Origin of the sequence: Nostoc sp. UHCC 0302, from assembly GCF_038096175.1 — a bacterium.
Taxonomy (GTDB): domain Bacteria; phylum Cyanobacteriota; class Cyanobacteriia; order Cyanobacteriales; family Nostocaceae; genus UHCC-0302.
In genome coordinates this window covers 4926923-4939965 of sequence record NZ_CP151099.1, presented here as the reverse complement: position 1 = coordinate 4939965, position 13043 = coordinate 4926923, and the positions used below count along the sequence as shown (strand labels likewise).

Here is a 13043-nt window from a genome sequence, read left to right as displayed (position 1 = left end):
TCTTGGTAAATCACGGATTCTTGCATAATTTCCTCTTGAAACATCTGTCTAATCAAATCTTTTTCAAACCGCAAACTAGCCAGAACCTGTATGCAAGCAGATATATTTTGTCGTTTGATTTTCTAGGAAGTCTAAAATATCAATTATTATGCGTAATTAAGCAAAATAGAGAATAGCGATGTTAGTTTCTAAACACAATGATGTTGTATTCGTCCCCGAAATCCATTCTTTAGAAGACTTCATGGCAAATCCTCCAGAGGGAATGGAGTGGGTGGACGAGCAACTGGTAGAAAAAACAGGGATGTTTAATGTAGCAGTAGACGAATTGTTAGCTTGAAAAGGCGATCGCTTCTATGATACAAAAATTGATTAAATGTGATCACTCAACAGAATTGTTATCTATTCTCCATAGTGACCGTCTGTTACCTTACCTCGGAAAACAATGTACTGATAGAGATTATAGAACAGCATCACCGGAATCAGTAAACCAATAAAGATAAGCATAATTACCAGCGAGCTGGGGTCAGCAGATGCGTCATAAATCGTGATTTCAGTGGGAATGATATAAGGGAAAACAATTAATCCCAGCCCAATAAACGACAGCACAAACAACAGAATAGTCCAGATAAAAGGCGCTCGTTCTTGTCTACGATTTATACTACTTAGAAGTTGTGAAACCAGCACAACTCCTAGTAAGGGAATGAGTGCAAAGATAAAAATTAGAGGGGTTTGAAACACCCGTAACCTAGTACTTTCATAAAAAATTGGGGTTGTAACTGTAATAAAAATTGCGCCTATTAGTGTCGTCCACGCAGCAATTTTTGCGGTTTTATAGTGAGTTTCCTGTAATTCTCCTGTGGTTTTCCAAATCAGATAGGTGGAGCCAATCAATACATAACCTTGAATTAAAGTTAAAGCCACCAGCACAGACGGAATGCTCAACCAATCCCAAGTTGTACCAATGAAATGTCCCTGCTTGTCAACTTCAATCCCTTCTAGCACCGCACCCAACGCGAATCCTTGACCGAGTGCAGCAGCAAAGCTCCCAGCACCAAAGGCAAAATTCCAAAATAATTTGCGCTTTGATAGTTCACGAAACTCAAAGGCCACAGCTCGAAAGATAAACCCAAACACCATCACGATAATCGGGATATATAGTGCATTCAAAATTGTGCTGTATGCCAAAGGAAATGCACCAAATAAAGCCCCAGCCATGAGAACTAGCCAGGTTTCGTTAGCATCCCAAATGTTGCTCAAGCTTGTCATTAAGATGCTTCGGCGTTCGTCATCGTCGGAGGTAAGAGATAATATCCCCACTCCCAAGTCAAACCCATCTAGCATCACATAAAGGAATAAGAAGAGAGCTAAGATTACAAACCATATTTGAGGAAGAAAATACTTGAGCGTCTCCATAATAATTCGTAATTCGTAATTAAAAAAGTCAATCCCTTCGGGTAATTTATTATTGTGCCTTAACAGGACGCTCGTCTGGGAAAAATTCTCTGTAGAGGAAAGATAACTATTACTTGATTTTTCTCATTATATTTAAGCATGGATAGAAGATATTATATTTAGTTGTAGTGTTAGACATCAATTTTTGCTTATTTGCGAAATTAAATTATCCTAAAAGGGACTTGGACAATTTAAATTGTAAATTAAATTATAGGAATAGTTTTCTTGCGATCGCTCTTGTCCAAAGCTTGATGAACATTTTTAATGAAAAGGCAGATTTATGTACATTTTTCTTTAATAGACCTAATTTTTGTAGAAAAACATCTCCCTATAGATAGGTAAAAATCTTTTAAAATTTAAGTTAATTAGTAATAGATACCAAAAACCAAGCTGTCAAAATTGGCATAAAAAAAAGTCTTGGTTGATGTAGATTCTCTCTCATAAACACCAACAACAAGACCTTTTTAAGTAATGTAATTATTTTTGGCTCTTGAACCTGCGATTGATATGAATTGCTAACTAAGCCACCAAGTCAGGAAACACCTCTTGGACGGCAGGATGCACTAAGCGATGATTCTGCACATTCACACCCTTGGCTAATGCTGGGTTAACTTCTAGTGCTTTAATTCCCAAATTGGCCAATTGAACGACGTAAGGCAATGTACTGTTATTGAGTGCTTGGGTGGCTGTCCAAGGTACTGCCCCTGGCATATTGGGAACGCCATAATGCACCACACCCTCTTCAACGTATACCGGATTTGTGTGTGATGTAGTATGTAAAGTTTCTACGCAACCGCCTTGGTCAACGGCTACATCAACTATTACAGAACCAGGATGCATTTGTTTAACCAATTCGCGGGATACTAATATTGGCGCTCTACGCCCTAACACTAATACTGCACCAATCAGTAAATCGGCTTCTTTGACGGCAGCTTCGATATGAGCAGAGTTGCTATAGAGCAGTTCGACTCTGGAGCCAAATAGGGTTTCTAAATAGGACAAACGCTCAACATTCACATCTAAAATTTGCACGATCGCACCCATACCCACAGCAATTTTAGCTGCTTCTGTGCCGACTACGCCGCCACCGAGAATTAAGACTTTCCCTGGTTTAACTCCAGGTACACCACCTAAAAGCACACCTTTACCACCCTGTTGGCGTTCGAGGAACCTAGCCCCAAATTGTACTGCTAGCCGACCAGCAATAATACTCATTGGTGTCAGCAGTGGTAGTCTGTTGGCTCCGGGTAGCTCTACAGTTTCGTAAGCGATCGCACTAGTGCCACAATCAATTAAATGTTCGGTCAATTTGCGATCGGCTGCTAAATGCAAATAAGTAAATAATATCTGCTCTTTTTGCAAAAATTTATACTCAGATGCCAGCGGTTCTTTGACTTTTACAACTAGTTCCCGATTCCAAACCGCTTCTGGGGTGGGTACAATCTCTGCTCCAGCACTTCTGTAGTCGTCATCGGTGAATCCAGCGCCAGTACCTGCTTGCGTCTGGACGAAGATGGCATGACCATTTTCCTGTAACACCCGAACACTAGAAGGACTCAACCCTACGCGAAACTCTTGATCCTTAGTTTCCTTGGGAACGCCGATTTCCATGTACCGCCTCTAATAATTTTTTATTTAACTCTAGCCTGCCAATTTTCAACTAGCTACTTCCGTATTAGGGATAGCTAATCTCTAACCTAAGTTCTGCAATTCCATCTGAGTAGCTCCAAACCTAGCCCTTGACTATTGCTCAGGATTCATACAATATATAAACAATAATAACAATTTGTTAAGAGAGCGTTTGCATAGCTCCTTTCCAAGAAGCTCCGAGTTTAGTCTGTCAACTTAAAAATGAGGAGTTTAAGTCGGCACTAAAGTACAGAGAAAGTGAGACGCAAAAGACGTTGCTAAGATGATCTATAGCGTCAATGCTTCCTATCTACCATTGGTCTTAAGCCATTAATTTAAATTAGACAGACTGCTAAATTACTCAAGCTATCTTGGCATTCAAGCACTGTAAACAGCTCAACACTTAGCACAGTTCTGAATCACTATCAAAATCCCGTTTGCCTAAAAGAGGTTTGCAAAAAATGACACAATCACAACCAACAGTTACACCTAAGCTAGAAGAGCCTAAGTTTGGCTTTAATGAATATGCTGAGCGCTTGAATGGTCGAGCTGCAATGATTGGTTTTGCCTTGATGGTGGTGATTGAATACGTTACTAATCAAGGAGTCTTATCATGGCTCGGACTTAAGTAGTGCTGAGTTAACAGGCAGGAGGTGAGACAGCGCGGTCTTCTCCCAAAGGGAGAGGCTAGCGCCTGCCGTAGGATGCCCGTTCGCTTTTAGCGTCTCCTTTAGGAGAAGGGCTGTAGGGGGTTTCCCCCATGAGCGACTGCCGTTAGCGCAGCGTAAAACCTTCTCTACGAGAGGCTGCGCCAACGGCATAGCTTCTCTACGAGACGCTAACGCGAACGCTTAGAGCGACGCAGGAGCGTCACCCGAAGGGCAAAGGAAATAGGGAGAGGAGGGAATAAGAATATTTACTTACCTAACCACTCGCCTGCACAGACGCGTAGACGCTCGAAGAGTGGCTTCTCGTAAGAGTATAATCGCGTCTCTACCCTCATTCGCCTGCACAGACGTGATTAATCGGGTCTCTACCCCCACTCCCCTAATCAGCATTGTTTCTGTAAGTTGTAAGCTAGTAGATAGAAGAGTCAGAACCAGCTGGAATATCCAGCTGGTTCTGACTATAGAAATGGAAAGCGAAGTACTTCGCTCCAGATAGTTTAATTAAACTTACCCGTAAATTATTACTGTAGAATCTAGGACTGGGAGGAACTAAATACTTATTAGGGATTGAAATAGACTTGCATTTACTGTATACAAGAGCGTTAATGACTATACTTCCTCCCCTACAAGAATAAAATTGTAATGCAATATGCTTTCAATTTAGAAAGGCAATTTGCGGGTGGGGTATTCTCGATAAATTACACAAAAGGTTAACTGGAACCAACCAAGCTGTGATGAATGCTGTATTACCTCGTTTTTTGAAGTCAGCCTACCGGAAAGAGCCAGTAATCAGTGCATTGATTACGATTGGCATAGTAGATGCCCTAATTGGCGGATTAGATGATAGCTGGTCGTTGTTAGTTTTTGGTTTGGGAACAGCAGGGATAACGCTCGCCTTTAAGTTGTGGCGTATCCAGCAGCGTCGTCCCATAATAGAGGAACCTGTAGTGCAACATTACTTGCCGCCTCGTTCATCTAGTCCGGCTTTACCAATGCTGAGTGTTTCTAAAAAAAAACCACCTAAGTAAGAAATGTTGAGTAATGTCAACACTTGAGCGGCGAGACAGCAAGTATTTCATAGGAGGATTTTACTCCAAAGAAATTACACTGCTCTAGTTAGGATAAACCAGACTCAGGCTATACATACCTTTAAGACAAAGCAAGCTAGGCAAAGCGTGGGCTTTATGCTCACCCATGGCGCAGCGTCTGCGACGCTAGAAGAACTGAAGGCATGGTAGAGCAAGTAGGTGGTTCGGGGTTTGCAAGAAGTGTTCCTCTAGGGCAGCCATTCCCAAAAGTTATATCAATTTAAAAAGTGAGGAAAACAAGTGAGCAGTCAGGGAAGAAGTGGGGGTAATTTTGCACTTCGTTTTTATATGATCCTGGCATTTATGGCAACTGTTGCCCTTCCAGTAACTATTTGGAAAAAGTTTTATATTGATGCTGCTCATGCTGCTCCTGCTACAGGAGTAATACCAAATTCCCAAACTACCAAAGGCTTTACCAGTCCTCATCTGCAATATACCCTCTTAGGACATAGAGGAACTGTTAAATCTTTAGCTTTCACTCCAGATGGCAAAATCCTTGCCAGTGGTGGTGCAGACAATGAAGGGGTGATTCGTCTGTGGAATCCGCAAACAGGCAAAAAGTTGGGTGATATTAACAAAGCGCACAAAACAGCCGTAGAATCTATAGTGATTTCACGAGATGGTCAGACCCTCGCTAGCTGTAGTACTGACAACATAATTAACCTGTGGAGCCTGAGAACTCGCAAGTTTACCCGCTCTTTCGTTGGACATACTAGTAATGTGTTGTCCTTAGCGGTATCTCCTGATAGTAAAGTTCTGGTTAGTGGTGCTTTAGATGGAATTCGCTTGTGGGATTTAGTACAGCAGCGCCCATTGGCTACTCTAGTACGCTTTGATAACTTAATTTACACACTGGCAATTAGTCCTGATGGTCAGACAGTGGCTAGTGGTGATAATAAGGGTGTAATAAAGCTGTGGGATTTAAGTACTGGTAAATTAAGCCGTGAATTTGTAGCTCATTCTGATGGTGTTAATGCTGTAGCTTTTACACCAGATGGGACAACATTAATTAGTGCTAGCCGCGATCGCACTATTAAACTTTGGAATATGAACACTGGGGAGCTAGTCCGCACCCTTACAGGACATAATAATTGGGTGAATGCTATAGCTATTAATCCTAATGGACAAACCCTGGCTAGTGCTGGCAGAGATGGGATTAAAGTGTGGAATATATCTACAGGTGAGTTAATAACTACACTTAATGGGCATACAGATTGGGTGAGTGCGATCGCTTTTAGCCCTGATGGACAAACACTTGCCAGCGGTGGATTTGACGAAAGGATTAATATTTGGAGAGGTCTGTAAATTTTAAGTTAAAAGTGCCGAGTCAGGAGTCGGGGAGATGATAAGCAGAGGGGCAAAGAAGAAATAATAACTCTAAATTCTTAACTCCTAACTCCTAACTCCTAACTCTTAACGAACACCAACAAACCCAGCTTGCTGAATTGCTTTTTGTCCTTGGTCAGTCTGTAAAAGCTTGGTATAGGCTTCGCCAATCTGCTGTTCTCGACCTTTGTTCTGCTTAACAATCACATACAAGTTAGCAGTCAGCGGATAACTACCATTCTTGATAGCTTCAGTATTTAACTGGTTGCGCTGACGTGGACACTGATCAGGTGACACCAAAGGTTCGCGGTAGGGGGAAATTAGCTCATTAGAACTACGACCCAGTAGCAAAGGCTTCACACTACATTGAGGTACTACAGCACGGGCAGAAGCGTAATACACACCACCAGGAATTTTACTGAGTTGACGCACTGCCTCTGTAGTAGAGTAAACATACTTTACATTAGAGCCAAGCGCTTGCTGATTTAAATTGCTCTTGTTAGAGAATATTACTGTGTCTGCGTCCTCTGGTTTTTGAGATAACGCAGTGATGGGTAAGTTTGGCCCACCTACTTGTTTCCAATTAGTAATCTGCCCCAGATAAATCTGCTGCAACTGCTCAATAGTTAAACCGGGTACATTGAGCGATGGGTTCACTATGACTGCGATTCCATCAATGCCAACCTGACGTTGCTCAAGCGTGAAGCCTCGCTCTCTAGCAGTAGCTTTTTCTTCATCTGTGAGGGGACGGGAAGATTGGGCAAAATCTAACTGCCCGTCAAGCAACATTTTAATACCTGCACTAGAACCAGGGGTGCGATTGACGGGATGTACGTAGTGCAACTGTAGTTCCGGGCGAGCGCTTTGGATTTGAGCGTCTACGACTTGCCGGATAGGGGCCCAGGCTGTACTACCACCATAGTTAAATGAATTAGTTGGAACATCAGCAACTGTCTGAAAATTTGATGCATTTCCACCAGAAGTAGTATTTAAACTTTGATTAGAGGAAGATCCAACACCGCTACGAGTCAATAAGTTCGGTTTGAGTAACCACCAGAGCAGTCCGCCAATAACTAAAAGTGTCAGGACTTTACCAATAATTAACCCTCTAAGAAAGAGTCCAATTTCTCCGTTAATTAATGCTCTTCTTTGATTTGTATTGTCCATATTATTATTTTGTTTATTTTATTTATCCTACAGTGATCTCTAAGTATTCTCACATATTGCACCGAGCTAAAACGAATGAAAGTTGTCCGCCATTTAATACCCTGCAAGAAGCCGCGCAAAGCACGTCTACAGGAATATACAGTGGCGGAGAACTCACAAAGGCGGACTAGCTGGGCTAAAAAAAGCAAGTCCCTTTAGGTTTTTCTAAATATAGTTAAATTAAAGTTAGTTGTTAGTAGTCTTTTTAATTAAGCAATTCCCTTTGCAGACTTCTTTGTAGGCTGTTAATTTGGCTACTTGCTCATTCACATTAGTTAACTTAGAGTTGAAAAATTTTTCTATAAAGTTATTTATTGGAGTAGGTTGATTAGGAGGTGATGTACTAGCTTGAAAAAATGTATAAATTAAAATCATTATCACTACACTAGTGATTGTGCCTAAACCGATCCCCAACAGCAAAATAAAATTTCTATATACTAACAAAGAGTCATTAACATCATTGTTATTGCTAATAGATAGTGAGGAAGATGACAATAATGGAACAGAAACCAGTGCTTGCAATGCTTCTACAGCTGATTGGTAACGCTGACTATAGCGTTCGCGAACCATTGTATCTAAAACATCTGCAAAAGCGTCGCTTACTTGCACCTTGTCACGCCAGATAACTTCTCCAGTGTTGGGATCTTCTGGTAGTTCTTCAGGCGTTAAACCTGTCAAGGCTTGAATGCCTATCATGCCTACTGCATAGATATCACTGGAAAGTTTGGGCTTTCCCTTAGCCTGTTCACTCGGCATATAACCAGGAGTACCAACAGCAATTGTTAGGTTACCTGCCAGACTACTGACTTTCTTAATACTTCCAAAATCTATCAGTACAATCTTGTGATCAGAGTGTCGCCGCATTAAGTTTTGGGGTTTGATATCCCGGTGGATGATTTTGTGCTTGTGGACAAAAACCAACACTTCCAGGATCTCTTTCAAGAGATTAAATACTGTATTTTCATTCAGACGTTGACCTGGAAGTATTTCTTGAGTCAGGTCATGACCATCAATAAATTCCTGGACTAAATAGAAATCTCCATCTTCATCAAAATGGGCAAACAGTCTAGGAATTTGGTAGTGATCGTTGCCTAAATGATATAAAACTTCTGCTTCTCTGGCAAATAGGCTTTTAGCGATCGGCACAACAGCAGGATTAGGATCTTTTGGTTGGAAATGTTTGACAACACAATGAGGTTGCCCTGGTAAATCTAAGTCGATCGCTAAATAGGTATCACCAGATCCACCCTTGCCCAACAACTTGACTATCTTAAAGCGATTCCGCAGTGTTTTTTTTATCAAAGGATACTGATGCTTGTTGCGTATTCCACCTAATAACAAGTAGGTATTGCCAGATCCTCTGCTCCCCAGCAGTGTTACAGTCTCGTAGCGATTCCGAAGTGTTTTTCTGATGAGAGGATACTGACGCATTTGGCGTATCTACCTTTTAAATTACTGACCATTCAGAGTTTGGTTAAGGGAAAGAATTAACTGCCGTTTGGTTTCCCAGTACTTGAGACAGTGATATTCACCAAATTTCGGGTTTACGCTGGGGTAGTTTCATGGTCAGCCCTTTAATTCATTTATGCGATACCTTTATAGGCATCTCAATTTTACAAAATCTATGTAGTAACTATTTTAGCACCTAAGTAAATTTAACACTACTTTAGTAGGATGTTAACTAATTGAAATTAAGACTTTAATTGCAGACTCATAAAACTGTGGATTTTCTACTGCGATTAATCAATATTTCAAATAATGTCAAGCTTTATAAAAATCAAAAGTAGCCCTAATTGTTTGCTAAACCCCTCTTAATACCTATTAAGATAGATTTTTTTAACTTGTCTTCCTCTAAAGCGCTTTTCAAGCTGACAAAGTTAAGTTAACAACAATTATCGAGCTTGAAGAGTACCAGATTCTCAAATCATTCAGCGATGCCAAAATATTTATGTAATAAGTCTAGTAAAAAAGGGATTATTATCTTAATCCCTTTTTTTTATAAGAAATCTTTATACACAGTTACTACAACTTAGAGCAGTCGAAAAATAAACGGATAACGGAACGGTTCATCAGGCTTGCTTAAACAGTGCAACAGCGCCCAAATAGTCAGTCCCCAGTGTAGTGCAAAGCCAAGCGCAATAATGGGGAAGAATAAAATTCCACCAATGCCAAAAGTTATCCAAGATAAAATCCCGACTGGGACTCCAATTACAGTTGCCCAAAACCAAACATTGAAGTGAAAATTAATCGATTCTTTCGCGTTACTTTTAACAACAGGGTCATCAGAAATTAAGTTAATTACGATTGGAATCCCAATCGAAAACAATGTTGTACTCAAGAAAATCGCCCCATGACACAGAGATGATAGCAATTTCCGCTTATCAGAATCGTATGTAACTTGCATCCTGGTGGCTCCTTTATTTGCTTTCTAGCTACGATTCTAAAGGACACTTGAGAAGTTTTGTATTACAGTTTCCCCTACTCAGGAGATTTTCCAACTTTTCCTTGAGTGACATTAACTTTGACTGCTACTCATCAACTATAGGCTATGAGGTTTGCCGAACCACTACAGCGGTTTGTCTTCATCTCATACTAAGTTGCGTTACCGTTTTCTGGTTAGAGACAATCATAGCTGTTGAATAGGAGAGCAGGTATAACATAGAGTAGGATATGCTCTAACTTTAAATTACTTTACAAAGGCGGTAGAAAATGGGTCGTATAAATCCCTACACGCTACAAATGCAGATTACCCGAATGTTTGAGCAAGGGCAATCATTTTTTGCCACAACCAAGGTGCAAGAATGGTTGAAAGAACGAAATCACAATCCCCTAGATTATGATATTGTTTTCCATCAAAAGCCAGCCCCCCCTGGTTCAAAAGAAGTGATAGCAGTGGAAATTGAATTGCGGCGAAAAGATGGACAACCAATAGATCCGTGGTTGCAAGAACAAGCCAACCTTCATGCCTAAGTTTGCCAGATAGCTGGTATTTTCCTGACTAAACATTTCCAACTTAAATTCATATTATCTTAAGAGAATTTATGTAGAAAGAGCGTTGCCAATTGCGGAACGCTCTTTGTTATTTTTGTACTCATAAAACATACTTTTAAAATCATTTAAATGAAATTTAAGCAGCCTTGGATTTTTATTTTTTGGGTTTAATTTGGGATTTTAATGTCAATCTCGATATCAGCATATCTGAAAATAATTCCGGTGGCTACTTCGGCTGCGCTCAGTACAAGTACGCTCAGTAACCATGAGACCTATATTGTGTACTTCATCAACTTGAAATCTGCTGTATGCAATAATTCACTCAAACTCTTATTTCTATCCTGCGGTAAGCCGCTCACGGCGCTGGCTCCCCTTAAAGTCAGCCTAATAATTAATATCACCCAATCAGGTGAGTCGACTGGGGGAAGTACAACAAATACAACCTGTCATACCTTGATCTTATACATGGTTGCTTGGCACACCAATTTATAGCATCAAAAGCTAGGAAGTAGATAATGACTGTAAGCCAAATTCGTGGAGAATCATCAAATCATATTTGTGGCAACTTTAGTAAACGTCTCTTTCCCTGGGTGATGGCTAAAGGTAGTAATACCTATAATAAATTTGTAGGCGATCGCAAACGCTCTCTTTTTGCCAATCTCCACGGTAAAGTATTAGAAATCGGCCCAGGAACTGGCCCAAACCTATCCTACTACCCTAAAGATATTCACTGGATAGGAATTGAGCCAAACCCATATATGCATCCCTATCTTCACAAAGAAGCAGAAAGACTAGGTTTAAATATTGATATCCGCAACGGTGCTGCTGAATGGATAGATGCTGAAGATAACAGTATAGATGCTGTTGTTAGTACTTTAGTATTGTGTTCAGTTCAAAATATAGCTTATACATTACAGGCAGTTTTAAGAGTTCTTAAACCAGGTGGACGCTTTTTATTTATTGAACACGTTGCTGCACCGCATGGTACTTTTCTCCGACAGGTGCAAAGTACAATTAGCCCTGTTTGGAAAGTGCTAAGTGATGGTTGTCAACCAGATAGAGAAATTAAACTAGCGCTAGAAAACGCTGGTTTTACCAGCGTGAATTATGAGTACTTTGAAGTGCCATTGCCGATTGTTAGTCCTCACATTATCGGCGTTGCAACAAAATAACTTTACTAATTTAATTTTCAGGTTGAGCTAGATTCTGAAACCTTTCTAACCGTTCCTCTATGCCGATATTGCCCTGCAAGCCGCCAGTGTGTACCAACAAGAGGCGATCGCCTCGGCGAAAAAATCCCTGGTGTAGCAAATCCATCACCCCATAAAACATTTTAGCGGTATACACGTAATCAAGGGGTATACCGTGCCTCTGTGCAAACTGTTGTCTGAACTGTATTAGCTCATGGTTGACCTTGGCATAGCCGCCAAAGTGGTAATCACAGACTAGTTCCCAGTCTCCCGGATAGCTATTTGGTGAGGGTAAATCAGAAACGAGGTAATTCTTCAGCAGTTTTTCTATTTCCGGTGCGAGAAAGGCTCCACCTTTTAAAACGGGGAAAGCAAGCGATCGCTGCCCTTTATGCAGTGAAAGTACAATACCAGCTAATGTAGTAGCTGTACCGCAAGCCACACATATAGTATCAAATGCTGCCGCTTCCTTAACTATCTCCGTGCAGCCGCGCACACCATTTAGGTTACTACCCCCTTCAGGAATAATAAAAACCTCTCCAAAGCGTTGGCGTAGGTCTTCTTCTAGTGCTGCTGTGTTACGCTGTCGATATGCCTCACGATTAATGTACACAAGTTGCATACCCTGTTGTACAGCGAAAGTCAGTGTGGAGTTGAGCGGTAGTTTTTCCTCCCCCCGTATTACACCAATCGTCCGGAATCCAAAAAGATTACCGGCGGCTGCGGTTGCATAGATGTGATTGGAATAAGCGCCCCCAAAAGTTAGCAGCGTCGTCAAATTTTTCTGTTTAGCCTCTAAGAGGTTGTACTTCAGCTTGAACCACTTATTACCATTAACCCACGGGTGCATCAAGTCAAGGCGTAGCACGTGCAGGTCAACACCAGCGTGGTGGGTGATTGCGTTATTGATTTGCTGTGTGGGAGGAGGGAGAAAGATTGACGACATGAGAAAACAGTTTAATTCAGAACTCACGTTTCGTTTGTAGTACGAGATAGCTTTAGTCGAATGGCACTAAGATAACGGCAAACCTATTATTTATAAGACTTTTGGGTGTGGGGTGTAGGGTGTGGGGTGTAGTGATCAAGAAGTTTATTAATGTTTGCACTTCCATTCTATTTTTCTTAGTTTCTGACTACACCCCACACCCTGCCCCCAACAAAGAGCTTGATTCATGGATTTTAGCTTTTCAAGCGTGCCATTCAGCTTCAGTCCTCTCATATCATGTCTGCTTAATTAGTTCTCATTTTTACATCGGTGCAAAAACTTTAAAATTCCCTCTTCTGCTCTTTTGCGTTCTTAATGATAAGTCTTTAACCAGACGTGATATCAAGAGGAATTGTACTATGCATCTCTAGATTCATAACTTATAGCAGTTGATGTACCAAAGTGGGATAATCAAATAGTCTTTATCGGGTAAGCTTTTCTGTATATTTTATCTACCTGTCAGTAAATATTCTCTTATACCCAACACAAAACCTCATCTCGAATTTGT

The 13043-nt window shown here is 40.9% G+C and carries 12 protein-coding genes; 6 read left to right on the top strand and 6 right to left on the bottom strand.

All coding sequences use genetic code 11. The features are described 5' to 3' along the window. Positions 1 to 178: 178 nt before the first annotated feature. Positions 179 to 337, top strand: a complete 159-nt coding sequence (locus WKK05_RS21340; protein ID WP_341525092.1) for a hypothetical protein — start codon at positions 179 to 181, stop codon at positions 335 to 337. A 62-nt stretch (positions 338 to 399) separates the two neighbouring features. Here WKK05_RS21340 and cydB read toward each other — a convergent pair whose 3' ends face one another. Both cydB and ald read right to left on the bottom strand, forming a co-directional pair. Continuing rightward, positions 400 to 1413, bottom strand: a complete 1014-nt coding sequence (gene cydB / locus WKK05_RS21335) for a cytochrome d ubiquinol oxidase subunit II (RefSeq protein WP_341525091.1) — start codon at positions 1411 to 1413, stop codon at positions 400 to 402. A 558-nt stretch (positions 1414 to 1971) separates the two neighbouring features. Continuing rightward, positions 1972 to 3063 carry an alanine dehydrogenase gene (ald, locus tag WKK05_RS21330; protein WP_341525090.1) on the bottom strand — a complete coding sequence of 364 codons (1092 nt, stop codon included), beginning with the start codon at positions 3061 to 3063 and terminating at the stop codon, positions 1972 to 1974. Positions 3064 to 3542: 479 nt separating this feature from the next. On the opposite strand from ald, the gene WKK05_RS21325 reads away from it, so the two are divergent. The 3 genes from WKK05_RS21325 to WKK05_RS21315 all read left to right on the top strand — a co-directional run bounded on the left by WKK05_RS21325 (position 3543) and on the right by WKK05_RS21315 (position 6142). Beyond that, a complete protein-coding gene (locus WKK05_RS21325) occupies positions 3543 to 3713 on the top strand; it encodes a chlorophyll a/b-binding protein (protein ID WP_341525089.1) in 171 nt (56 codons plus the stop codon). Between the two features lie 770 nt (positions 3714 to 4483). Next, positions 4484 to 4777, top strand: coding sequence for a hypothetical protein (locus tag WKK05_RS21320; RefSeq protein ID WP_341525088.1), 294 nt, complete (start codon positions 4484 to 4486; stop codon positions 4775 to 4777). A gap of 300 nt (positions 4778 to 5077) precedes the next feature. Continuing rightward, positions 5078 to 6142, top strand: coding sequence for a WD40 repeat domain-containing protein (locus tag WKK05_RS21315; RefSeq protein WP_341525087.1), 1065 nt, complete (start codon positions 5078 to 5080; stop codon positions 6140 to 6142). Positions 6143 to 6250: 108 nt separating this feature from the next. Here the strand turns inward: WKK05_RS21315 and WKK05_RS21310 are convergent, their stop codons facing one another. From WKK05_RS21310 to WKK05_RS21300, 3 genes are all read right to left on the bottom strand, one after another. Next, positions 6251 to 7330 carry a substrate-binding domain-containing protein gene (locus WKK05_RS21310; protein WP_341525086.1) on the bottom strand — a complete coding sequence of 360 codons (1080 nt, stop codon included), beginning with the start codon at positions 7328 to 7330 and terminating at the stop codon, positions 6251 to 6253. 225 nt (positions 7331 to 7555) lie between these two features. Then, entirely contained in the window at positions 7556 to 8800 is a 1245-nt protein-coding gene (locus WKK05_RS21305; RefSeq protein WP_341525085.1) for a serine/threonine-protein kinase, read from the bottom strand. Between the two features lie 598 nt (positions 8801 to 9398). Continuing rightward, complete coding sequence (locus WKK05_RS21300) at positions 9399 to 9773, bottom strand: DUF4870 domain-containing protein (protein WP_341525084.1); 375 nt, start codon at positions 9771 to 9773, stop codon at positions 9399 to 9401. A gap of 305 nt (positions 9774 to 10078) precedes the next feature. Between WKK05_RS21300 and WKK05_RS21295 the strand changes: the two genes are divergently transcribed. Together WKK05_RS21295 and WKK05_RS21290 are read left to right on the top strand one after the other, a co-directional pair. Beyond that, positions 10079 to 10339 carry a hypothetical protein gene (locus tag WKK05_RS21295; RefSeq protein WP_341525083.1) on the top strand — a complete coding sequence of 87 codons (261 nt, stop codon included), beginning with the start codon at positions 10079 to 10081 and terminating at the stop codon, positions 10337 to 10339. A gap of 536 nt (positions 10340 to 10875) precedes the next feature. Further along, positions 10876 to 11532 carry a class I SAM-dependent methyltransferase gene (locus tag WKK05_RS21290; RefSeq protein WP_341525082.1) on the top strand — a complete coding sequence of 219 codons (657 nt, stop codon included), beginning with the start codon at positions 10876 to 10878 and terminating at the stop codon, positions 11530 to 11532. A gap of 10 nt (positions 11533 to 11542) precedes the next feature. Here WKK05_RS21290 and WKK05_RS21285 read toward each other — a convergent pair whose 3' ends face one another. Further along, the gene (locus tag WKK05_RS21285) at positions 11543 to 12496 is read right to left on the bottom strand and encodes a pyridoxal-phosphate dependent enzyme (protein WP_341525081.1); all 954 of its coding nucleotides are present in this window, start codon (positions 12494 to 12496) and stop codon (positions 11543 to 11545) included. Between the last annotated feature and the right edge of the window lie 547 nt (positions 12497 to 13043).